The sequence below is a fragment of the Azospirillum sp. A23 genome (genome assembly GCF_042938965.1).
GTDB lineage: Bacteria > Pseudomonadota > Alphaproteobacteria > Azospirillales > Azospirillaceae > Azospirillum > Azospirillum melinis.
The window spans coordinates 395,300-417,203 of sequence record NZ_CP170664.1; the positions used below are offsets into that span (position 1 = coordinate 395,300).

General features: G+C 69.4%; 18 protein-coding genes. 8 read left to right on the top strand and 10 right to left on the bottom strand.

What is annotated here, in order from left to right; all coding sequences use genetic code 11:
• Positions 1 to 339, bottom strand: a complete 339-nt coding sequence (locus ABNQ40_RS07205; protein ID WP_098736002.1) for an acyl carrier protein — start codon at positions 337 to 339, stop codon at positions 1 to 3.
• 269 nt (positions 340 to 608) lie between these two features.
• On the opposite strand from ABNQ40_RS07205, the gene ABNQ40_RS07210 reads away from it, so the two are divergent.
• Complete coding sequence (locus ABNQ40_RS07210) at positions 609 to 1,973, top strand: nucleobase:cation symporter-2 family protein (protein ID WP_391346079.1); 1,365 nt, start codon at positions 609 to 611, stop codon at positions 1,971 to 1,973.
• Here ABNQ40_RS07210 and ABNQ40_RS07215 read toward each other — a convergent pair.
• The 4 genes from ABNQ40_RS07215 to ABNQ40_RS07230 all read right to left on the bottom strand — a co-directional run bounded on the left by ABNQ40_RS07215 (position 1,970) and on the right by ABNQ40_RS07230 (position 8,213).
• A complete protein-coding gene (locus ABNQ40_RS07215; RefSeq protein WP_109047890.1) occupies positions 1,970 to 2,899 on the bottom strand; it encodes a DMT family transporter in 930 nt (309 codons plus the stop codon). The two genes, ABNQ40_RS07210 and ABNQ40_RS07215, sit on opposite strands and share 4 nt — an antisense overlap.
• A 100-nt stretch (positions 2,900 to 2,999) precedes the next feature.
• Positions 3,000 to 5,078, bottom strand: a complete 2,079-nt coding sequence (locus ABNQ40_RS07220) for a bifunctional diguanylate cyclase/phosphodiesterase (protein ID WP_109047891.1) — start codon at positions 5,076 to 5,078, stop codon at positions 3,000 to 3,002.
• 351 nt (positions 5,079 to 5,429) lie between these two features.
• Positions 5,430 to 6,065 (bottom strand): LysE family translocator, encoded by a 636-nt coding sequence (locus ABNQ40_RS07225; protein WP_098736211.1) that lies wholly within the window; start codon positions 6,063 to 6,065, stop codon positions 5,430 to 5,432.
• 168 nt (positions 6,066 to 6,233) lie between these two features.
• On the bottom strand, positions 6,234 to 8,213 hold the full coding sequence (locus ABNQ40_RS07230; protein WP_247879556.1) for a hypothetical protein: 1,980 nt from the start codon (positions 8,211 to 8,213) through the stop codon (positions 6,234 to 6,236).
• Positions 8,214 to 8,719: 506 nt separating this feature from the next.
• On the opposite strand from ABNQ40_RS07230, the gene ABNQ40_RS07235 reads away from it, so the two are divergent.
• A complete protein-coding gene (locus ABNQ40_RS07235; protein WP_247879557.1) occupies positions 8,720 to 9,397 on the top strand; it encodes a DUF1194 domain-containing protein in 678 nt (225 codons plus the stop codon).
• 50 nt (positions 9,398 to 9,447) lie between these two features.
• Here the strand turns inward: ABNQ40_RS07235 and ABNQ40_RS07240 are convergent, their stop codons facing one another.
• Positions 9,448 to 9,636 (bottom strand): hypothetical protein, encoded by a 189-nt coding sequence (locus ABNQ40_RS07240; protein ID WP_247879558.1) that lies wholly within the window; start codon positions 9,634 to 9,636, stop codon positions 9,448 to 9,450.
• Between the two features lie 267 nt (positions 9,637 to 9,903).
• Between ABNQ40_RS07240 and ABNQ40_RS07245 the strand changes: the two genes are divergently transcribed.
• The 3 genes from ABNQ40_RS07245 to eat all read left to right on the top strand — a co-directional run bounded on the left by ABNQ40_RS07245 (position 9,904) and on the right by eat (position 13,548).
• Positions 9,904 to 11,295 (top strand): ethanolamine ammonia-lyase subunit EutB, encoded by a 1,392-nt coding sequence (locus ABNQ40_RS07245; RefSeq protein ID WP_109047895.1) that lies wholly within the window; start codon positions 9,904 to 9,906, stop codon positions 11,293 to 11,295.
• Positions 11,295 to 12,071 carry an ethanolamine ammonia-lyase subunit EutC gene (gene eutC / locus ABNQ40_RS07250; protein WP_109047896.1) on the top strand — a complete coding sequence of 259 codons (777 nt, stop codon included), beginning with the start codon at positions 11,295 to 11,297 and terminating at the stop codon, positions 12,069 to 12,071. The genes ABNQ40_RS07245 and eutC overlap by 1 nt, the downstream gene beginning before the upstream one ends.
• A gap of 64 nt (positions 12,072 to 12,135) precedes the next feature.
• Positions 12,136 to 13,548, top strand: coding sequence for an ethanolamine permease (gene eat / locus ABNQ40_RS07255; RefSeq protein WP_109047897.1), 1,413 nt, complete (start codon positions 12,136 to 12,138; stop codon positions 13,546 to 13,548).
• Positions 13,549 to 13,633: 85 nt separating this feature from the next.
• Here eat and ABNQ40_RS07260 read toward each other — a convergent pair whose 3' ends face one another.
• The 3 genes from ABNQ40_RS07260 to ABNQ40_RS07270 form a co-directional block, all read right to left on the bottom strand.
• On the bottom strand, positions 13,634 to 14,860 hold the full coding sequence (locus tag ABNQ40_RS07260) for a polyhydroxyalkanoate depolymerase (protein ID WP_109047898.1): 1,227 nt from the start codon (positions 14,858 to 14,860) through the stop codon (positions 13,634 to 13,636).
• A gap of 251 nt (positions 14,861 to 15,111) precedes the next feature.
• Positions 15,112 to 15,921 (bottom strand): endonuclease/exonuclease/phosphatase family protein, encoded by an 810-nt coding sequence (locus tag ABNQ40_RS07265; protein WP_109047899.1) that lies wholly within the window; start codon positions 15,919 to 15,921, stop codon positions 15,112 to 15,114.
• A complete protein-coding gene (locus ABNQ40_RS07270; RefSeq protein WP_109047900.1) occupies positions 15,918 to 18,200 on the bottom strand; it encodes a VTT domain-containing protein in 2,283 nt (760 codons plus the stop codon). The genes ABNQ40_RS07265 and ABNQ40_RS07270 overlap by 4 nt, the downstream gene beginning before the upstream one ends.
• Positions 18,201 to 18,448: 248 nt before the next feature.
• On the opposite strand from ABNQ40_RS07270, the gene ABNQ40_RS07275 reads away from it, so the two are divergent.
• Entirely contained in the window at positions 18,449 to 18,826 is a 378-nt protein-coding gene (locus ABNQ40_RS07275; RefSeq protein ID WP_109047901.1) for a NifB/NifX family molybdenum-iron cluster-binding protein, read from the top strand.
• 44 nt (positions 18,827 to 18,870) lie between these two features.
• On the opposite strand, the gene ABNQ40_RS07280 is transcribed toward ABNQ40_RS07275, so the two are convergent.
• Complete coding sequence (locus ABNQ40_RS07280; RefSeq protein ID WP_098736200.1) at positions 18,871 to 19,584, bottom strand: sensor histidine kinase; 714 nt, start codon at positions 19,582 to 19,584, stop codon at positions 18,871 to 18,873.
• Between the two features lie 246 nt (positions 19,585 to 19,830).
• Between ABNQ40_RS07280 and ABNQ40_RS07285 the strand changes: the two genes are divergently transcribed.
• Positions 19,831 to 20,886 (top strand): esterase-like activity of phytase family protein, encoded by a 1,056-nt coding sequence (locus tag ABNQ40_RS07285; RefSeq protein ID WP_199235234.1) that lies wholly within the window; start codon positions 19,831 to 19,833, stop codon positions 20,884 to 20,886.
• Positions 20,887 to 20,991: 105 nt separating this feature from the next.
• Positions 20,992 to 21,903 (top strand): DMT family transporter, encoded by a 912-nt coding sequence (locus ABNQ40_RS07290; RefSeq protein WP_109047903.1) that lies wholly within the window; start codon positions 20,992 to 20,994, stop codon positions 21,901 to 21,903.
• The last annotated feature ends 1 nt before the right edge of the window (position 21,904 follow it).

The following is a 21,904-nucleotide window of genomic DNA, read 5'->3' on the forward strand; positions in this document are numbered from 1 at the left end:
TCAGGCTGCGATCTGGTTGATGCTGCGGCAGCGGGCCTCGAAGGCGTCGGAGATGAATTCGGGGCGCTTGTAGTAGCCCTTGATCCAGCTCGCCAGCAGGCAGAGTTCCTCCAGCTTCACCAGCTCGTCCAGCGTCCCGTCAGGAAAGCGGATGGCGAAGCTCTCAGCGATATATTCCAGCACCTGCTCGACCTGGTCGATGGACAGCTGGATGTCGGTTTCCAGCGTCGCATTGCGGGTCAGCAGAGCCTCGTCGACCCCATACTCGTCGCGGATCAGCTTCACGATCCAACGGAACATGTGCATCCAATTGGATACACCCTCGATCGACTTGCTCATCGCGACGCTCGGCTTCGGTTGCGCGAAAGGGGTATGCGGCAGCGACTGTACGCACGGATCGTTAAAGAATAACGCAGCCCCCGTCGGGGTCTCCAGCCGGGCGCGGCAATAAACCGCGCGGCTTTTGCCACCTGTACGGGCAGCGGTGTCGTGGATCTGCCCAAGCACTGTGCATCGGCGGGCGGGGAAGCGGCCGGAAGCCGCCATCCGCCGGTGCGGCACGCCCCATGCAGAACGAAGCCGACCGATTGCAGAGCGAGGCTTCCGCCATGAAAAGCGCCGCCACCCCCGATGTCCATCCCGTCGACGAGGTTCTGGCGCCCTGGCGGCTGCTGGCGCTGGGGTTGCAGCATGTGCTGGTGATGTATGCCGGGGCCATCGCGGTGCCGCTGATCGTCGGCGGCGCCTTGAAGCTGCCGAAGGACCAGATCGCCATGCTGATCAACGCCGACCTGTTCGCCTGCGGCGTGGTCACGCTGATCCAGGCGGTGGGGGTCTGGCGATTCGGCATCCGGCTGCCGGTGATGATGGGCGTCACCTTCGCCGCCGTCGGCCCGATGGTGGCGATGGCGACCAACCCGTCGCTGGGGCTGCTGGGGATTTACGGCGCGGTGATCGGGTCGGGCATCTTCGCCATCCTGGCCGCCCCGCTGGTCGGCCGGCTGCTGCCGCTGTTCCCGCCGGTGGTGACCGGCAGCGTGATCGCCATCATCGGCGTCTCGCTGATGCGGGTGGGTGTGGGCTGGGCCGGCGGCGGTGTCGGCAACCCGCGATTCGGCGATCCGGCCTTCCTGGGCGTGGCCGCCTTCGTGCTGCTGACGATCCTGGCGCTGATGAAGCATGGCCGCGGCTTCGTCCGCAACGTCGCGGTGCTGCTGGGGCTGGTGGCCGGCATGGTGCTGGCGATGGTTCTGGGCATGGTCGATTTCAAAGGGCTGGGGGAGGCGCCTTGGGTCGCGCTGGTCCAGCCCTTCCAGTTCGGCATGCCGGTGTTCGATCCGGTCGCCATCCTGACCATGTCGCTGGTGATGATCGTGGTGATGATCGAGTCGACCGGCATGTTCCTGGCCGTCGGCGACATGGTCGGCCGCCCGGTGAGCCGGGAGGATCTGGTCCGCGGCCTGCGCACCGACGGGCTGGGCACGCTGATCGGTGGCGTCTTCAACACCTTCCCCTACACCTCCTTTTCGCAGAATGTCGGGCTGGTCGGGGTGACGGGCGTGCGCAGCCGCTGGGTCTGCGCTGCGGGCGGGCTGATCCTGCTGCTGCTCGGGCTGCTGCCGAAGCTGGCCCATGTGGTGGCGTCGGTGCCGGCCTTCGTGCTGGGCGGGGCGGGGCTGGTGATGTTCGGCATGGTGGCGGCGACCGGCGTGAAGATCCTGGCGCAGGTCGATTTCGCCGGCCGGCGCGAGAACCTGATCGTCGTGGCGGTCAGCATCGGCGTCGGGCTGATCCCGCTGGTGTCGGACAAGTTCTTCTCGCAGATGCCGGCCTTCCTGTCGCCGCTTCTGCACAGCGGCATCCTGCTCGGCACCCTGACCGCGGTGGCGCTGAACTGGTACTTCAACGGGTTGGAGAGCGCCGACCGCGCCCGCCACGACGTCGCGGCCGCAGCGCAGGGGGCGGAGGCTTAGGCCTTCCGCCGCAGCAGATCCTTGCTGGCGAGCAGCGACCCGCCGGCGATCAGGGCGCAGGACACCCAGATGATGCCCGAGTTGGGGGCGAGGCCGAACAGGACCAGCAGCAGGGTGGACAGCAGGGGCGCCAGATAGGACAGCGCCCCCAGCGCCCGGATGTCGCCGTGGCGCACGCCGTAATCCCAGACGAAGAAGGCCGCGCCCACCGGTCCCAGCCCGAGCAGAAGCATCGCTCCCCAGCCGGCGGCGCTGTCCGGCCACACCGTGCGCTCCAGCGCCAGATGGCAGAGCAGCGACAGCAGCGCGGTGACGAGGCAGAAGGCGCTGACCGCGTCGGTCGGCGCCTCGCCGATCTGGCCCAGCCGGCGGCGCAGCACCGAATAGCCAGCCCAGGTGACGGCGCTGCCGAGTGCCGCGGCATAGCCCGGCAGATGCGCCGGGTCGATGGAAAATCCACCCGTGCCGCCGCGCGCGATCAGCAGGGCGGTGCCCGCCAGCCCGGCGACGGCGCCGCCGAGATGCCATGCCTGCAGCCGCTCGCCCGGCAGCAGGGCGGAGAACAGCACGATCAGCAGCGGCCACAGATAGTTGATCAGGTTGGCCTCCACCGGCGGGGCGGCCTGCAAGGCCATGAAATAGAGGAAGTGGAAGCCGAACAGTCCGCCGACGCCCAGTGCCCAGGCCGCGACAGGCTGGCGGAAATAGCGCAGGGGGTTGTCGCCGCGGGACGCGGTCCAGCCGCTGCCGACCAGGAAGGCCAGCAGGAAGGAGGTCGCCACCAGCTGGAACGGCGGCACCATGGCGGCCAGCGTCGCCAGCGGGGCCAGCGTTGCCCACAGCAGGATGGCGATGAAGCCGACCAGCGTGGCGCGGTTGGATGAGCGGCGGTCGGGCAGGGTGGCGGTGGTGGAGGAGGCGGTCATGATGCCTGTCGGTCGGTTGGCCCCGGGGAGGCGACCATAGCCGGCATGCTGAGGGCTGTCTTGACCGGACCTCCGCCGCGCATTGACCGAAACTCCGGCCTCACGCCGTCATCGGCAGCGGCTCGGTCCGGGCGAAGGTGGTCATCACCATCGCTTCGGCCGCCTCGGCCGCCAGCGGGCGCGAGATCAGATAGCCTTGCAGGCAGTCGCAGCCGGCCTCCGCCAGCCAATGGCGCTGCTCTGCGGTCTCCACCCCCTCCGCCACGGTGGACAGCAGAAGCCGCTGGGCAAGGGCGATGACGGTGGAGGCGATGTCGGGGGCATGCGGCAGGTCGTTGACGAAGCTGCGGTCGATCTTCAGCACATCGACCGGCAACTGGCGCAGATAGGCCAGAGAGGAATAGCCGGTGCCGAAATCGTCGATGGCGATGCGCACCCCCAACGCCCGCAGCCGGTTCAGCGTCGGCAGATGGTGGCGCACGTCCTTCATGATGACGGTCTCGGTGATCTCCAGCTCCAGCAGGTTGGGCGGCGTGCCGTGGCGCTGCAACACTTGTTCGACCAGCCGGGCGAAGCCGGGATCGGCGAGCTGGCGGGCGGAGACGTTGACCGCCACCGGCACCGGGCCGTGGTCGAGCGCCCAGCGGGTCGCGGTGCGGCAGGCCTCCTCCAGCACCCAGCGGCCGATCTCGATGATCAGGCCGGTATCCTCGGCGACCGGGATGAAATCGGCGGGAGAGACCGCCGCCCCCTCGTGCCGCCAACGGATCAGCGCCTCGAAGCCGGTCAGCCGGCCGCCCGCCGCCTCGATCTTCGGCTGATAGACCAGCTCGAAGGCGCGCGTCGCCACCGCCTCGCGCAGGCCGGACTCCAGCCGCAGGCGGGTCTCCGCCCGGTCGGTCATCTCGCGGGTGTAGAAGACGAAGCGGTCGCCGCCCGCCGCCTTCGCCGCCTGCATCGCCGAATCGGCCATCCGCATCAGGCCGGTGGCGTCCGGCGCTTCTCCATTCACCGCTTCCGGATGGACGGCGATGCCGATGCTGGCGGTGAGATGGACGCGGTGCTCCCCCACCTCGCGCAGCGAGGACAGGCCGTCGAGCAGCCGTTGCGCGACCATCGCCGCCTCGTCCCGGTCGGCGACACGCTCCAGCACCACCAGGAACTCGTCGCCGCCCAGCCGGCCGACGGTGTCGCAGCGGCGCACGCTGGCGCCCAGCCGCTCCGCCACCCGGCAGAGCAGCAGGTCGCCGATGCCGTGGCCCAGGCTGTCGTTCACCCGCTTGAAACGGTCGAGGTCGACATAGAGCACCGCCAACCGGCCGGCATCCGGTTCGCGCGCGCGGTTCGCGAGTTCGATGGCGTGGTCCAGCCGGTCGAGCAGCAGAGCCCGGTTCGCCAGCCCGGTCAGCGGGCAGCGCGTCGCCAGCCGCCGCAGCTCGTCATGTTCGTGCTCCAGCAGGGTGAGGGTCTGGTTGAAGCGGGCGATGACGAAGCCGAGCTCGTCGTCGGCATGGCCGCGCGGCACGGCCAGCGGCTGGCCATAGGGCTTTTCCGGGTCGATCCGCGCCACCGCGCGGCCGATCTGCAACAGCGGGCGGGTCAGCAGCCGATGGAACACCGCCGCCATCGCCAGCCCGATCAGCAGGTTGCGCAGGGTCCCCGCCACCAGCGCCGCGGAAACATAGGTGAGGAAGCCGGAGGCGGCCCGTCCGGTGTCGATGCCGACGATCAGCTGTCCGATCCGCGAGCCGTCGGCGGCCCGCGGCCCGCTCGCCAATCCGTTCGGCGGGGTCATCAGCTCGTGCGTCACCACCGGCCGGTCGACGAACAGCAGGGCGGTCGCCCCGCGCTCCAGCAGGCTGGCCGGCTTGGGCGGGCGTTCGCGGCGCGCCAGCAGGGTGCCGTCGCTGAGACGGATTTCCGCCCAGGCGGCGTTGGCGCGGACCATGCCCTGCAACACCTGTCCGGCCAGCTCCGCGTCGATCAGCCAGGCGGCGCTGGCGGCCGGCCCCTCGACCAGCGCGACCACATCCTTGACCTGCGCCAGCGCCGCCGCCCGCTCGCGCGTGGCGGTCCAGGCGAATTCGGCCGCGGTGATGGTCAGGCCGATGACGAAGGCGGCGAGGACCGCGTGAATCGCCTGCTTCAGCGTCAGGCTGCGCAGGACTGGGATCGCCATCGCACCGTTCCTAAGGCCGGGTGTTTCGCATCGCCGCCCCTGCCTGGGGTTAAGCCTTTCGGCAGGGACGGCGAACCGCAGCATTAGTGGTACGGGCGATGACCGGGACGCGGCGGATCTGTGAAATTTTTGTAACCGGGGCTGTGCTCTATTGCTGACAATGCATATTGCTGCATAGGGCTATTCCCGTGGCGCATGGCTACCATTCAGCATTGGTAATACCAGTTCGTGTGCGCCGCAGCATATTCTGCCCTTGCCCATTCTCGGGGCGTTTCCTCCCTAAACTATAGGGCCGCGCGATTGCGCGGCCCTTTTTCTTTTTCGGGGTCTTTTCCGGGAAAGCCGGGCGGGTCAGACCCGGCGGGCGAGCGCCAGCAGGCCACCGGCGCCGATCATCAGCCCGCCGGTCAGGCGGTTCAGCGACTTGGCCGCCGACACAGTGGTCAGCTTCGCCGCCAGACGGTCGCCACCGGTGGCATAGGCCATGATCCAGCCGAACTCGATCACCACCATGGTGGCGACCAGCGCCACCAGCTGCGGCGCCAGCGGGGCGGCGGCGTCGATGAATTGCGGGAACAGCGCGCCCATGAAGACCAGCGCCTTCGGGTTGCTGAAGGCGACCAGCGCGCCGCGCAGGAACAGGCGGACAGGGGTGCCCTCCCCCGAAGCGGCGGCGGCGGCATCGCGCTCGCCCGGCTGTTCGACCGGCGCGCGCCATGCGGCGATCCCGAGCCAGGTCAGATAGGCGACACCGGCCCAGCGCACGATCTCGAAGGCGAGGACGGAGGTGGAGAGCAGGGCGCCCAGCCCGAAGGCCGACAGCGCCGCCATCACCGCCAGCGCCGCGCACATGCCGGCCCCGCCCCAGGCGGCGCGGCGTGCGCCGAACCGCAGGCCGAGGCTCATCGCCAGCAGCATGTTCGGGCCCGGCGTCATCGAGATCACGAAGGCGGTGGCGAAGAAGAAGGCGAGCGTCTGCCACGTCATGGCTGGAAACCTCGATACCAGGGGGTATGCCGGGGAGGGAGCGACAATCGGCCACATCACAGCAACATGCGCCCGGTTCCGCCGCAAGCGGCGGCGGCGAAACACAGCCATGCTTGCGGAACCGGCTTTCCGCAACCGGCATTTACGATGCCGGCTTTCCGATACGGCTCAGTGCGACGCCGTCTGGACCTGCCAGGCACGGAAGGCGAGGTTCGCCGAATCCTGGTCGGGCCGCTTGTAGGAGGCGAAGCGGCGGTCGCGGATGCGGCCGCGCGCCTCCTTCCACACGGCGTTCCAGTCGATGGCGCCGTCGGCCAGCAGCCGCTCCTCCATGATGCCGAGCAGAGCCTCGTTGACCGTCGACACGCCGATGTTCTGGGTCGCCAGAACCAGCGCGTCGGGGGCACGTTCCAAGGTCGAGCGCAGGCGCGTGTGTCCGCCGCAGGAGCCCCAGAAGACCAGCGCCGTGCCCGGCGCGATCTCCGTCATCGTGGCGTCCTCGTGATAGCTGTGGCCGCGATGGATGACGATGGACGGGGCCAGCCCCTCGCGCGCCATCCAGTCCCAGGCGGCGGCGCGGCCGGCATCGCCGGCACCGGGGATGTCGGCGACGATGATGATCCGGCGTCCGTGGCGTTCCGGGCTGATGGCGACGGCGAAGCCGGACTGGGCGTGCAGCGCCCAGCCCTGCGCGCGGTGCTGGCGCAGGAAGCCGCGGAAGGACGCCCGGCCGTCGGGATCGTCGTAGAAGGTCATCCGCTGCACATTGATGCCGTTGCGGAACAGGCGCTCTCCGCTCAGGACCGGCAGGGCGGCCAGCGGATGGTGCTGGGGGAAGCGTTCCGCCTCGAAGGCGGGGGTGGCCACCCGGCCGGACAGCCGTGCCGCGTGCAGGCTGCCCGCCAACCCGATCATGCTCCGGGCCGGCGTGTCGCCGGTCCCGTTCCGTACGGAAACTTCCTGAAGGCCGGTCTTTGCCGGCGTGTCGCCAGCGGCGCGGTAGCGGGCGGCCAGCTCGTCCTCGAGCGCGGCGCGGATGGGAGGGCTGTCGAGATCCATGGCGTCGGCCAGGGCGCCGATCACGACCGCGGTGTCGATCGCCGGCGGCTTTCCGTCGACCGGCAGCAGAGCCCGCAGGCTCTCGCGCATCAGGTCCCGCGCGATGGCCGGGTTGGTGCCGAACAGGCTCGCCGCCCGTCCGCCGCCGACCGTCGCGACGAAGAACTCCGCCCACAATGGCCGCGTCCGCTCCTCGCGCGCGAGGTCGAGGAAACTGCGCTTCTCCAGCTTCACCTGGATCCGCAGGATGTTGACCAGCCCGTCGAGCGAGGAGGTGTAGAGCTGCGGCCCGATCCGCGCGATCAGCCCGAGCAGATCCTCCGACGACATCGCCATCGTGATGCGGAAGCGGTCGGCCGGCGGATCGTCGACCATGTCGTCGAGCAGCGCGCCGATCTTCGGCGCCATCCCCGCCGGATCGCGCGCCAGCGAGGCCGCCAATGCCTTGGCCGCATGGATTTCCAGGGCCCGGAGATCCGTCTTCGGCAGGCGTTTGCGCAGCTCGTGCCGCGTCTCGTAGAAGGGCATGCCCCCCTCCAGCGAGCGGGTCAGCAACCCGAGGTCGAGCGCACGGGCGATGATCTCCTCGCCGCCGGGCCGGGTGCCCAGCTGGTCGGCGGCTCCGACCGCATCGAAGGGCGCCTGCGGAACGGCGTCGCGCAGGGCGGCCAGCGCCGCGTCGCCGGGGAACAGGCTGGAGCAGCGGAACGCCTCGGCCGGCGACCGGCGGGCCAGGTCTGCGAAGGCCGCATCCCCGCCGAACAGGGCGTCGAGCACCTGCTGGCTCGCCGGCTCATGGTCGGCGCAGGCGGTCTGCCCGTCCGCCGGCCGGCTGTCGGAGGCCCGGCTGCTCATGATCCGCTCGTCGGCGGCCCTGGCTTCGGCCGCCCTGGCGGCTCTCGCCGCTTTCGCGGCGGCCCTCGCCTCTGCGGTCTGCGGATCGGCGTTCAACGCATTGGAAGGCGTGGCGGGCGGCTTGGTGGCGACGGGCTGGGTCCGGCCCTGCGGTTTGGGCCGCTCGGGCGCCATCAGTTCCGCCGCATGGATGGGCTTGGGCGGCAACTCCGTCACCGGCTGTGCTATGCCCAAAGCCGGAAATCCGGTTGCGAGGACGGTGCAGACGGACAGCAGCAGCCGGCTGGTCCATCGCGACGGGGAAGCCGCAGCGGGAGCGGGGAGCGAACGACCAGGGAGCACGTCGATGGCTGCTTCGGAGATTGAACGGGGCGGGCGGCGGAACAGGATAGCGCCGGCCTGACGGCTTACCCCGTTAGGACTAGCGTATGCAGGCAATATCGGATTTGTCACCCGTTACCCGCACTTCGCCTGCATATTCTTGCCGCTTCGGCGGTGGAGTACCCCGCACTGGCCGTCGGGCGGGAACGGAATAGCCCAGTGAAGCATGGACAGGGACCGTTCGCGTACCAATCCTCAATCCTTCGTCCGGCGCCTTGGCCGGACCGGTGGCTGGATGGAGGGTGCGTATGCGTGCATACCGTCTCTTGGCCCACTCCTTGGCCCGCGCCTTCGCGCCTGCGGTCGCCCCTCTTCCGATCCTCGCTTTTTTATGCCTGTCCGCATTCGTGGGTCCGGCCGTGGCACAGACGCCGGTGGACGTGGAACTGGTCTTTGCGGTCGACGTGTCCGGCAGCGTCGATCCGGACGAGGCGAAGCTTCAGCGCAACGGCTATGTCCAGGCCCTGCTGAACCCGAAGGTGCAGGCGGCGATCCGTGGCGGACCCTTCGGCCGGATCAGCGCCACCTATGTGGAATGGGCGGGGGAAAGCCACCAGCACACCGTCGTCGGCTGGACCGAACTGAGCGATCCGGCCAGCATCGAACGCTTCGCCGCCAACGTGGCGGAGGCGCCGATGATGACGGAGCAGTGGACCTCGATCAGCGCGGTCATCGACTACGCCATCCCGCTGTTCGGCAACAATGGGTTCGAGGGGACGCGGCGGGTCATCGACATTTCGGGCGACGGCGAGAACAACCGCGGCCGTCCGGTGGAGGAGGCGCGCGACGCCGCGGTCGCCCGCGGCATCACCATCAACGGGCTGCCGATCCTCAACGACCGTCCCAACCCCTGGGGCGGGGCGGCGCCGAACGATCTGGAAGCCTATTACCGCGAGCATGTCATCGGCGGTCCCGGCGCCTTCCTGGTGCCCGCCCGCGATTTCGACGCCTTCGCCGACGCCATCCTCAACAAACTGCTGCTGGAGGTGTCGGGCGTGCCGCCGACCGGGCGGGGAAAGGACTTCGCCGCCCGCTGAACGGGCGGTGATTCGGTTCACCGCCCGGCCGTCAGTTGAGCGCCTGGTCGTCAGTTGACCGTCCGGTCGATGGCACGACCGGCCTTTTCCGCCGGACCCGGCGGGTCGATGGCGTCCTTGACGCTCTGGCCGGCATTGTCGAGGGATTTGCCGGCCCGCTCGGCCGGGCCTTCCTGGTGGCAGGCGGCCACGGCGACCAGCGGCAGGACCAGGGCGGCGGCGCGCAACAGCGTCAGCATCGGAGTCTCCTTCACGTATGGCGCGCGGCGTCCGGTGACGGGCGGCGCGCTGCAGTGCGGAAGGAACGCCATGGCCGGGCTTCGGGTTCGCCGGCCTAGCCGATTTCTCCGTCGACGGCCACGCCTGGGCCGGAACGCCGCCGTTCAAGCTACTCCCCCTGATCGCGCCTTCCTCTCTCCGGCCGGCATTTTGTGTTCTACGGTCAACTGCCCGCCGCCGCACCCGTGCCACTCTTCTGTCCGTGACGAGACAGGCGGGAGGCCGGCATGGCTGGTTACCAGTGCGACCTGGGGCGGCAGCGCCACCGGTTCGACGATCTGAAGGCGGTGATGGCCTGCGCCTCGCCGCGGCGGTCGGGGGACGAACTGGCGGGCATCGCCGCCGACAGCGACGAACGGCGGGTGGCGGCGCGCATGGTGCTGGCCGACCTGCCGCTGAAGATCTTCCTGAACGAGGTGCTGGTCGCTTACGAGACCGACGAGGTGACGCGCCTGATCATCGACCGCCACGACGCGGACGCCTTCCGACCGGTGGCGCACATGACGGTCGGGCAGTTCCGCGACTGGCTGCTGTCCTATCAGGCCGACGGCGCGGCGCTGGCCGCACTCGCCCCCGGCCTGACGCCGGAGATGGTGGCGGCGGTGTCGAAGCTGATGCGCAACCACGATCTGGTCTGCGTCGCCGCCAAATGCTCGGTCGTCACCCGCTTCCGCACCACGGTCGGGCTGCCGGGGCGGCTGTCGAGCCGCTTGCAGCCCAACCATCCGACCGACGATCCGACCGGTATCGCCGCCTCCACGCTCGACGGACTGCTCTATGGCATCGGCGACGCGGTGATCGGCATCAACCCGGCGACCGACAATGTGCCGGCCTGCATCGCGCTCCTGGAGATGCTGGACGCCGTGCGCACCCGTTTCGACATCCCGGTGCAGTCCTGCGTGCTGGCCCACGTCACCACGACGATGCAGGCGATGGAGCGCGGGGCGCCGGTCGATCTGGTGTTCCAGTCCATCGCCGGCACCGAGAAGGCCAACCGCGGCTTCGGCGTCACCCTGTCGCTGCTGGCCGAGGCGCAGGAGGCGGCGAAATCGCTGAAGCGCGGCACCATCGGCGACAACGTCATGTATTTCGAAACGGGGCAGGGGTCGGCCCTGTCGGCGGACGCCCATTTCGGCGTCGACCAGCAGACGGTGGAAACCCGCGCCTATGCCGTCGCCCGCGCCTTCGACCCGCTGCTGGTCAACACGGTGGTCGGCTTCATCGGCCCCGAATATCTGTACGACGCCAAGCAGATCACCCGCGCCGGGCTGGAAGACCATTTCTGCGCCAAGCTGCTGGGCGTGCCGATGGGCTGCGACGTCTGCTACACCAACCATGCCGAGGCCGACCAGGACGACATGGACGTCCTGATGACGATGCTGGCGACCGCAGGGGTCAATTTCCTGATCGCGGTGCCCGGCGCCGACGACGTCATGCTGAACTACCAGAGCCTGTCCTACCACGATGTGCTCGGCCTGCGGCACCTGCTGAAACGCCCGCCGGCGCCGGAGTTCGAGGCATGGCTGGAGAAGGCCGGCTGGCTCGACGAGCAGCGCCGCCTGCCGCCCTGGCCCGACCAGAGCCTCGTCGTCTCCGCCCTGCTGGGGAGTGCGGCCTGATGAGCGAGACTCCGAAAGATAATCAAAAGGATCCGTGGGCACGCTTCCGCAGCGCCACCCGCGCCCGCATCGCGCTCGGCCGCAGCGGCGACGCCCTGCCGACCAAGGCGCTGCTGGAGTTCCAGCTGGCCCATGCCCGCGCCCGCGACGCGGTGCACAGCGCGGTCGATTTCGACCGGCTGGCCGCCGACCTGTCGCCGCTGGAGACGGTCCGCGTCCACAGTGCCGCCCCCGACCGCCCGACCTATCTGCGCCGTCCGGACCTCGGCCGCCGGCTCGATCCCGCCAGCGCCGCCGGACTGCCGGCGGGGGAGTGGGACCTGCTGTTCGTGATCGCCGACGGGCTGTCGGCCGCCGCGGTGCAGGTCAACGCCGCTCCGCTGGTCCGGGCCTGTACGGCGCGGCTGGAGCATCTGCGCATCGGGCCGGTGGTGCTGGCGGAGCAGGCGCGGGTCGCTCTCGGCGACGAGGTGGCGTCTGCCATGGGCGCCCGGCTGGTGGCGCTGCTGGTGGGCGAGCGGCCGGGCCTGTCGGCCGCGGAATCGCTGGGGGTCTATCTGACCTGGGATCCGAAGCCCGGCCGCGCCGATTCCGAACGGAACTGCATTTCCAACATCCATTCCGGCGGCCTGTCGATCCAGACGGCCGCCGACAAGCTGTGCTGGCTCGCCACCGAGGCGGCGCGGCTGAAACTGACGGGTGTCGCCTTGAAGGAGGACACCCCGTCGCTCGCCGGTCCGGACAACGAGAAAAACCAACTGACCGACCGGTCGTGAGAGAGCGCCGCCATCGGCACCAATGCCGTGACTTTCAAAGCCTTGAACAGGGGCAGGAGGCAACATGTCTGGGAACACGAAACCTGAATTGAGCAAAAGCCTGAGCGGGCTCCATCTGTGGGGCATCGCCGTCGGGCTGGTGATCTCCGGCGAGTATTTCGGCTGGAGCTACGGCTGGGCGGCGGCGGGGACGCTGGGCTTCCTCGTCACCACGATCCTGATCGCGGCGATGTACACCACCTTCATCTTCAGCTTCACCGAGCTGACCACCGCCATCCCCCATGCCGGCGGTCCCTTCGCCTACAGCTACCGCGCCTTCGGGCCCAAGGGCGGCTTCGTCGCCGGCTTCGCCACGCTGATCGAGTTCGTCTTCGCCCCGCCGGCCATCGCGCTGGCCATCGGCGCCTATCTGAACGTGCAGTTTCCCGGGCTCGACCCCAAGACCGCGGCGGTCGGCGCCTACATCCTGTTCATGGGGCTGAACATCGCCGGCGTGTCCATCGCAGCCACCTTCGAGCTGTTAGTCACCATCCTGGCGATCATCGAGCTGGTGGTGTTCATGGGCGTCGTCTATCCCGGCTTCTCCTGGGCCAACTTCACCGCCAACGGCTGGGCGGGGTCGCCGAGCTTCAGCAAGGACGCGCTGGGCGGCATCTTCGCCGCGATCCCCTTCGCCATCTGGTTCTTCCTGGCCATCGAGGGGGCGGCGATGGCCGCCGAGGAGACCAAGGATCCCAAGCGCACGGTGCCGCGCGCCTATATCGGCGGCATCCTGACGCTGGTGGTGCTGGCCTTCGGCACGATGATCTTCGCCGGCGGCGTCGGCGACTGGAACGCGCTGTCCAACATCAACGACCCGCTGCCGCAGGCGATGAAGGCGGTGGTCGGTGAGTCGAGCGGCTGGCTGCACATGCTGGTGTGGATCGGCCTGTTCGGCCTGATCGCCTCCTTCCACGGCATCATCATGGGCTATTCGCGCCAGATCTTCGCGCTGTCCCGCGCCGGCTTCCTGCCGCCGGTGCTGGCCCGCCTGCACCCGACGCGCAAGACCCCGCACTGGGCGATCCTGGCCGGCGGCGTGATCGGCATCGCCGCCATCTATTCCGACGAGCTGATCCAGATCGGCGGGCAGCCGCTGACCGCCAACATCGTCACCATGTCGGTCTTCGGCGCCATCGTCATGTACATCATGAGCATGGCCGCGCTGTTCCGACTGCGCGCCACCGAACCGGCGCTGGAGCGTCCGTTCCGCGCACCCTTCTATCCGGTGTTCCCGGCGATCTCGCTGGTGCTGGCGGTGCTGGCCTTGGTGACGATGGTCTACTACAACACCCTGGTCTTCGGGCTGTTCGTCGCTCTGTTCGCTCTCGGGTACCTGTTCCACCTCGCCACCGCCGGCATGCGGGTGAAGGCCGGCGGGGCCGAAGGGCTGACGCACATGGATGCGTTCACCGAGGCGCGGACCATGGTGGATTGAGGCGGTGGACTGAGAAATTTCAACTGGTTGACGTCAGAAAAGGGGCGCCGGTGTTCGGCGCCCCTTTTCTGTTCATCGCCCGCCTTCACTCGCCGTCGTGGCTTTGGATGAAGCTGCGGATTTCCGGCAGGATGGCTTCGCGCCAGCGGCGGCCGTTGAAGATGCCGTAATGGCCGACGCCCTTCTGGAAATGCGTCTTGCGCATGTCGTCCGGCAGCGACGAGCACAGGCGCTGCGCCGCGATGGTCTGGCCGGGGGCGGAGATGTCGTCCAGCTCGCCTTCCACCGTCATCACCGCGGTCTTGGCGATCGCCGACGGCTCCACCTTGCGGCCGCGCGACACCATGGTGCCTTCGGGCAGGGCGTGCTTCTGGAACACCGTCTCGATGGTCTGCAGGTAGAAGTCTGCCGACAGGTCCATCACCGACAGATATTCGTCGTAGAAGCGGCGATGCTGCTCGGCCGAATCGCCGTCGCCGCGGACGAGGTGGCGGAACAGCCCGACATGCTCGTTGATGTGGCGGTCGAGGTTCATCGACATGAAGCCCGACAGCTGGATGAAGCCCGGATAGACGCGGCGGAAGGCACCCGGATAATAGACCGGGACCGTGGTGATCACGCTGCGTTCGAACCACTTCAGCGGGCGTTCCATCGCCAGCTTGACCGGCACCGTCGGGTTGGCCATCGGGTCGATGGGGCCGCCCATCAGGGTCATGCTGCGCGCCTGCACCGGCTCGTCCGCCGCCGCCATCAGCGACACCGCCGCCATCACCGGAACCGCCGGCTGGCACACCGCGATGACGTGGGTGTTGGGGCCCAGGAAGCGGATCAGCTCCGCCACCGTGTCGATGTAGTCGTCCAGATCGAAGCGCCCGGCCGACATCGGCACCAGCCGCGCGTCGATCCAGTCGGTGATGTAGACGTCATGGTCGCGCATCAGCGCTTCCACCGTGCCGCGCAGCAGCGTGGCGTGATGGCCCGACATCGGGGCGACCAGCAGAACCTTCGGCTGGCGCGGCGTGCCTTCCGGCTTGGCGAAGTTCAGCAGCTGGCAGAAGGGCGACTGCCAGACGAACCGCTCGGTGACCGGAACGGTCTGCCCGTCTATCACCGTCTCCGGCAGCCCGAAGGCGGGCTTGCCGAAGCGGCGGGTCGTCCGCTCCACCAGCTCGGCCCCGGCGGCGACCGCCCGGCCCAGCTTGGTGTAGGACAGGGGCATCAGCGGGTTCTGGAAGGTCTGCTGGGCGGCTTCGGCCCAGAAACGCATCGGCCGCATGGCAGCGTGTTGCATGTCGTACAGGTGATACAGCAAATCAGATCCTCACGTCACGGCTACCCCCGGGCGGCCAGGGTCGGTCATTCCTTCGACCATATATTGATCGTATTACCAACCATATCCTTCGTCGGGGATCGCGTATAGGTCAAGAGCCTTTTCGCGTTTGCAAAGCTCTGTTGTTAAAAGAACATTGCAGTGCACAAAAAATTATCAACCGCAACAATTCCCCTATGACCTCCGCGCAGGATTCCGTTGGTCATACTGACGTTTTGATGCGCAATCGACGATCAGGGAACGGCCAGCACGGCGCGGACCGGCAGATGGTCCGATGCCCGACGGGTGAGGATGGTGCGGATCACCTCGAAAGCGGGGATTTGCAAGCCTCCCGTCACATAGATGCGGTCGAGCCGCAGGGTCGGCATGCGGGCGTGGAAGCTGCGCGGATTGGCGACGTCGGCGAAGGAGGACGCCAACTGGCGCAGCCGGGGGGAGCTGGGCGTCCATTCGTTGAGGTCGCCCATGAACAGGGTCGGCAGCTCCGGCTGGCTCTCCACCCGCGACACTATGTCGCCGACCTGCTTGGCCCGCTCCCAGGGATCGAGGCCGAGATGGGCGACGATTACCCGCACGGGGCGGCCCTGCACCTCCACCACCGCGTCGATGCCGCCGCGCGGCTCGCGCTTGCCGACCGACAGGTCCATCGTCTCCATCGACCGCACCGGCAGGCGGGTCAGCAGGCAGTTGCCGTAATGGGCGCGCTCGCTGTGCTTGGTCGGGCCGGCATAGGCTTTCAGCCCGGTGTTGCGTTCCAGGAAGGCGAACTGGTCCATCCCCGATTCGCCACGGTGGTGCCAGCCGACCTCCTGCAGCCCGATCAGGTCGACGTCGAGGTCGCGGATCACCTGGGCGATGCGGTCGGGGGCGAAGCGGGCATCCAGGCCGACGCAGCTGTGGATGTTCCAGGTGGCGACGCTGAGTGCGGCCATGCCGTCGGGAACGGGGAGACTGCGGCGGTCGGCACGGCGGGGGCGGCGGGAGCGGGCTGCGCGCAACGCGGCGGCGATGCGCTGGACACGGTCGCGGCTGAAACGGATCACGGTTCCAAATTCCTTTCCTTTGGCCTTGCGTCAGCCCTGTCGTCCTGCCGGCCCGGCGTGTCGCCAGCCCGATCCCGGCCGGAGCGTCCGAGAAGCCGGCTGGTCAGCCAGCCGAGCCCGATGGCCACCGCCGCCATTCCCGCCAGCAGGGCGAAGTCGGCGGCGCCGGGATTCGTCATGGTGCGCTCAAGCTGGTGCCCGAGCAGATTGAAGGCAAGGATGCCGGGTGCAAGACCGACCATGGTGCCGATCACGAAATCGCCGAAGCTCAGCTTCGAGGCGCCGGCGGCGAGATTGACCACGGTGTAGGGCGCTATCGGCACGGCGCGCACGCCGGCCACGGCCGCGATGCCGCTGTCGGCCAGTTTTCCGTTGATGCGGGCGATCAGCGGCCCGCCATGGCGGTCCAGCAGGTCGCGTCCGGCGATCCGCCCGGTCCAGAACATCGCCGCCGCCGAGGCGACCGCCCCGGCCATCGCGGTGGGGAAGCCCCACCACGGTCCCATGACGATGGCGGTGGCGGCGATCATCACGGTCAGCGGGAACATGACGTAGCCGCCGGCGACATAGGCCAGCATCAGCCACAGCGGCGCCAGCGGGCTGTCGCCCAGGCCGTGGAAGGCCGACAGCACGGCATCCAGCGTCGCCCATTCCCTAAGCGCGGTGTAGCGCCACATGCCCCACAGCCCCAGCAGAGCCAGGATTCCGGCCAGCGTCAGCCAGTGGCGGGTGCGCGGGATTCGCGACGGCAGCACGCGGCGGACGATCTCCACCGCGCCGACCGGATGTTCGGGATCGAAGACACGGGCATCGGCCACCGCGGCGGCCAGCCCGTCCGGTTCGGGGTCGTGCAGCGGCTCCAGCGTGCGGCCGACCGGCTTGCGCAGCGACTCGATGGCCGCGGCGAGCGAGCCCAGCCGCCGGTGCGCCGCCGCCACCTCCGCCGCGGTGGAGCCCAGATGCTCGGCGATCAGGTCGTCGCGGGTGTGCAGGATGGCCCGGCGGGTGTCGGCATGCTCCGGCCCCGGCCCGGCCTCCAGCGCCAGGTCGCACTCGGTGTCGAGCCCCATGGAGCGGTTGTTCAGGTTGGCCGAGCCGATGCGCAGCAGCCGGTCGTCGACAACCATCACCTTGGCATGGACGGTGATGCAGGCGCCGCTGTCGGTCAGCGCGGCGAACAGGCGGAAGCGGCCATGGCGGTCGGCCTCGCGCAACTCGCGGGTCAGCCGGGCGCGGGCGCCGAGCATGACGGTGTTCTCCAGCCAGCTGGTGGTGCGCACCGGGTTGACGACGATCACCTCCGGGCCGTCGGGCTCCGCCAGCCGGGCCTTCAGCGCCTCGGCCACCGCGGTCGAGGCGAAATACTGGCTTTCCAGATAGATGACGTCGCGCGCCGCGGCGATGGCCGCCAGATAGAGCGCCTCGACCTCGCGGATCTCGTCGCGCCCGTTGCAGGCGGGATCGGTGCGGGCGATGCCGACGCGCACGCCGCGCAGCATCGGCTCGAAGCCCGGCGGCCAGGGGTCGGCGGCCAGAGGATGGCGGCGGGCCGGCCGGCCGGGGGCCGGGGCGGGGGGCTTCAGCGTCTCGCCGGTGGCGCGCGCCCAGCGGTCGCGGAACATCTCGCCCAGCGCGCGGGCGGCGTCGCCATCCACCGCCATCATCACGTCGTGGAACGGCTCGTAGGGCTTGCCGTCGGGCTGGCGCCGCCGCGGGTCATGGGCATGGTGGGCGCGGGTGTCCCAGCGGTTGGCGGTGATGTCGAGCCCGCCGCAGAAGGCGACCCGGTCGTCGATCACCAGCATCTTCTGGTGATGGCAGGCGCCGGTCGGGTGGTCGCCGTCCAGCCGGTATTGCAGGCGCCGGTGGGTCAGCCAGTTGCGCAGCATGAAGGGGTGCGACCAGCGGGCGAGGTCGAACAGCTCGGCATAGTCCCACTTCAGCACATGGATGTGCAGGTCGGGCCGGGTGGTCGCCAGCCAGTTCAGCAGCGTGCCGAGCCGGTCTGGGCGGCGCGGCCGGCGGGTCTGCGGCATCAGGCGGATGCGGGCGTCGAAATCCCAGGCGGTCATGTAGATGCTGCGCCGGGCGCGCCGCATGGCGGCCTTGGCCAGCGCGAAGTAATCCTCCGCATCGACAATCACGCCGAGCCTTGCGGTGTCCTCCACCCGCCAGCAGGTCTGCCCCGGTTGCAGGATCGGTCGCAGCACACCGGCCGATCCGGCGATGTCGGGCGTCGATCCGGCTGACGGAAGCGGCTGGGGCGAGTGGGCGTACATGGCGTCCGATCGGGTGGCTGTCCTGGGTCATAACATGTGGGAAGGCCAATCCTTCCCCACCCTTCGCCATTTGGTGAAAGCCGATGGGAATTGCAGCCATCCAGGCCACGCCTACGCTCAAAAAATCACGATGGCCGGAGCTTTCAAGGGCGCCGGCCCCCCCGATTGACCTCGCTCAGTGCGGGCGGGTGCCGGGCGTGGCAGGACTGCGCCGTCGTCGGGCACCGCCTTCGAGGGGACCGCAGAGCATGAAGATCGCCATCGGCACCAAGGATTTCGCCACCATCGCCACCCATGGCGGCCGCACCCGCCGCTTTCTGGTCTATGAGGCCGACGCCGGCACCGCCCCGGTGGAGACCGGGCGGATCGAGCTGGGGGAGGAGGAGGTGCTGCATCTCTGCGGCGACGGCCGGCCCCATCCGATCGATGCGGTGCGGGTGGTCATCACCGGATCGTCGGGCGCCGGCTTCGTCGCCCACATGAAGCGCCGCGGCATCGAGCCGGTCACGACGACGGAGACCGACCCGCTGCGGGCGATCCACGGCTGGTTCGCCGGCACGCTGGAACCGGCGGCGGAACCGGCGCATCCCCATGAGCACCATGACGGTGACGGGCACGCGCATTGACTGGATTTCCGCCTTCGCGGAAATGACGGCGATCCGAACCCCGATCAGACCGGGAAGCTGACGCTGGCGGTGGTGCCGGCGGCGTCGCTGTCGGTGGACAGCGTGTCGCCGAGCTGGCCGGCCAGCGCCTCGGCCAGCATCAGCCCGTCCTCGGCGGTGGTGTCGAAACCGGCGGGCAGGGCGCGGCCGTTGTCCTCCACCGTCAGGCGGGCGCGGCCGCTGTCGCCCTGCTGGCGCACGGTGATGCGGATCCACCCGTCGTCGGGGAAGGCGTGGTGCAGGCAGCTCGTCACCAGTTCCGCGATGATCAGGCCGAGCGGCATCGCCTCGTACAGGCCGATCTGGATCGGGTCGGAATTGACGGTCACCGGCACGCGCGACAGGGCGCCCGGCGTGCCTTCCCGCACCGCTTCGCAGAGTGCCGTGACATAGCGGCCGAGATCGACATGGGTGCCGGCGCCGCTCTCGTGCAGCTGGCGGTAGAGGATCGCCAGCGCCTCGATGCGGACCATGGTCTGCTCGTAGGCGGCGCGGGCGTCGGGGTCGCGGATGCGTCCGGCCTGCAGCTTCAGCAGGCTGATGACCAGTTGCAGGCTGTTCTTGGCGCGATGCTGCAATTCCCGCAGCTCGGCTTCCAACTCCTGGATGCGCGCCGTCAGCCGGTCGGCCGGAGACAGGCCGGACACGCCTGACGCGATGCCGTCGCCGGTCTGGTCCGGAGGAGAATAGGCGGTCTGCGACCGCGGAAGCATCGGCATGGGGACGGACTCGGCTCGATCGTCACGGGTAAGGATCGTCGAAAACATTCGTCAATCTAAGCGCTTGTCCGGCAGGCCCCACCGGTTCTGAGGGAGTAATCCGCCGCGCCTAGCCGATATGACCGGGCCGTTATGAGAGAGGTGGCGTAACGCTCGCCCTGCATCCTGCCGTATGTCTGACGCCGCGACCAGAAGAAAGCCAAAAGAAATATTGTATCCCTCGGTTGCACTGGCAAGAGTGGCCCGATGACGATACGCAAAAGCCTGGCCTGGAGCCTGTTGCTGGTCGCCCTGTCCGGCGGTTGCGCCGCCGTGGTCGGTGCCGGCGGCGACTCCGATCCCACTCCCGGCTCCCTCCCCGTCACCGCCTCCGCGGTGCCGCTCGACCGCGGGCGGCCGGACAAGGTCGCGGTCGGGCCGCTGCGCTTCCTGGGCGGCCTGGATATTGCCGGAGGAGAGCAGGTCGGCGGCCTGTCCGGCCTTTGGGTCGGTCCGGCCGGCGACCGCTTCGTCGCCATCGGCGACACCGGGCTGGTGATGGACGGCCGGCTGCAAACCGATGCCGAGGGCCGGCTTGCCGGCCTGTCGGAGGTCCATGCCCGTCCCTTGCCGGTCGAGGAGGGGATCTCCCATCGCAAGCGCCGCACCGATGCCGAGGATTTGACGCGGCTGCCCGACGGCGGCTGGCTGGTGTCGCTGGAGCGCGACCACCGCATCCTGCGCCACAAGGGCGGCGATGGCGGTGATCGCGGACCGGAGGGCACGCCCACGCCGATTCCGATGCCGCCGGGGATGGACAGCACGCCGGAGAATGGCGGGCTGGAGTCGCTGACCCTACTCCCCGACGGCCGGCTGCTGACCATCGAGGAGGGCAAGGACGACGGCCATCAGGACCGCCGCGCCTGGATAACCCGCATGGGATCGTCCGGAGACGGCGTGCCGCCGAGTGCCGACGACTGGCAGCCCTTCACCTACCGGACGGCCCCGCGCTACCGCCCGACCTCCGTCGCCCCGCTGCCGGACGGCGGCGTGCTGGTGCTGGAACGCAGGGTGTCGCTGCTGGGCGGCTGGTCGTCGCGGCTGGTGCGGGTGGCGGCGCGCCAGTTGGCCGCCGGTGCGGTGGTGGACGGCGAGGAACTCGGGCGTCTGGAGGCGCCGCTGGTGAACGACAATTTCGAAGGCATCGCCACCCGGCCGGGGCCGGCGGGGGAAACGCTGGTCTATCTGATCTCCGACAACAATTTCAGCGCGCTCCAGCGCACCTACCTGCTGATGTTCGCCCTGCACGGCCCCTCCTCGTGACCCTCTCGGCCCGACCAAAGTAGGACGCGGACGACAGTGCTGGGCATTTGACAGGGATGCCGCCCTGCGGCTAGCTGGGCGGGTCTGGTTGCAAGGGAAACAATCGTGGTGGCGAGCGATAAGACGGGTGCCGTTCCGGCGCCGGCGGTGCCCACTGCCGGTCGGGCGGCGCTGCTGACCGTGCTGGCGATGCTGGCCTTCGCCGCCAACTCCATCCTGTGCCGGCTGGCGCTGACCCAGACCGTCATCGACCCGGCCGGCTTCACCCTGGTGCGCATCGCCTCCGGTGCGGCCAGCCTGTGGCTGATCGCCCGGGCGACCGGGCACGCGAAGGCGGGCGCCGGCAGCTGGCGCGGGGCGGCGGCGCTGCTGGCCTATGCCGCCGCCTTCTCCTTCGCCTATCTGACCATGACCGCGGGGACCGGGGCGCTGCTGCTGTTCGGGGCGGTGCAGGCCACCATGATCCTGGTCGGGCTGTATCGCGGCGAACGGCTGGTGCCGCTGCAATGGGGCGGGCTGGCGCTGGCGCTCGGCGGGCTGGCCCTGCTGCTGGCGCCCGGCCTGTCGGCGCCGGACCCGCTGGGGGCGCTGCTGATGGTGGTGGCCGGTGCAGCCTGGGGGATCTATTCCCTGCTGGGACGGGCCAGCTGCGACCCCATCGCCACCACCGCCGGCAATTTCCTGCGCGCCGCACCGATGGCGGCGGTTCTGGCGCTGCTGGCGGCGTTGGCGGGGCCGCTGTCCGGCGGCGGCCTGCGCTGGGACCAGGGCGGGCTGGTCTATGCGGTGCTGTCGGGGGCGCTGGCGTCGGGGGTCGGCTATTCCATCTGGTATGCCGCGCTGCCGGCCCTGACCGCCGCCCGCGCCGCCTCCGTCCAGCTGAGCGTTCCGGTCATCACCGCGCTTGTTGCGGTGCTGGCGCTGGGCGAACGGATCACGCCGGTCCTGGCGGTGTCGTCGGTCGCCGTGCTCGGCGGCATCGCCCTGGTCATTCTCGGCAAATCCCGGCGGGGGTGAG

What these genes read in the sequence shown, in the direction of transcription:
- ABNQ40_RS07205 (WP_098736002.1), bottom strand. Translation starts at nt 339, where the DNA reads ATGAGCAAGTCGATCGAGGGTGTATCCAATTGGATGCACATGTTCCGT.
- ABNQ40_RS07210 (WP_391346079.1), top strand. Translation starts at nt 609, where the DNA reads ATGAAAAGCGCCGCCACCCCCGATGTCCATCCCGTCGACGAGGTTCTG.
- ABNQ40_RS07215 (WP_109047890.1), bottom strand. Translation starts at nt 2,899, where the DNA reads ATGACCGCCTCCTCCACCACCGCCACCCTGCCCGACCGCCGCTCATCC.
- ABNQ40_RS07220 (WP_109047891.1), bottom strand. Translation starts at nt 5,078, where the DNA reads ATGGCGATCCCAGTCCTGCGCAGCCTGACGCTGAAGCAGGCGATTCAC.
- ABNQ40_RS07225 (WP_098736211.1), bottom strand. Translation starts at nt 6,065, where the DNA reads ATGACGTGGCAGACGCTCGCCTTCTTCTTCGCCACCGCCTTCGTGATC.
- ABNQ40_RS07240 (WP_247879558.1), bottom strand. Translation starts at nt 9,636, where the DNA reads ATGCTGACGCTGTTGCGCGCCGCCGCCCTGGTCCTGCCGCTGGTCGCC.
- ABNQ40_RS07245 (WP_109047895.1), top strand. Translation starts at nt 9,904, where the DNA reads ATGGCTGGTTACCAGTGCGACCTGGGGCGGCAGCGCCACCGGTTCGAC.
- eutC (WP_109047896.1), top strand. Translation starts at nt 11,295, where the DNA reads ATGAGCGAGACTCCGAAAGATAATCAAAAGGATCCGTGGGCACGCTTC.
- eat (WP_109047897.1), top strand. Translation starts at nt 12,136, where the DNA reads ATGTCTGGGAACACGAAACCTGAATTGAGCAAAAGCCTGAGCGGGCTC.
- ABNQ40_RS07270 (WP_109047900.1), bottom strand. Translation starts at nt 18,200, where the DNA reads ATGTACGCCCACTCGCCCCAGCCGCTTCCGTCAGCCGGATCGACGCCC.
- ABNQ40_RS07275 (WP_109047901.1), top strand. Translation starts at nt 18,449, where the DNA reads ATGAAGATCGCCATCGGCACCAAGGATTTCGCCACCATCGCCACCCAT.
- ABNQ40_RS07280 (WP_098736200.1), bottom strand. Translation starts at nt 19,584, where the DNA reads ATGCCGATGCTTCCGCGGTCGCAGACCGCCTATTCTCCTCCGGACCAG.
- ABNQ40_RS07285 (WP_199235234.1), top strand. Translation starts at nt 19,831, where the DNA reads ATGACGATACGCAAAAGCCTGGCCTGGAGCCTGTTGCTGGTCGCCCTG.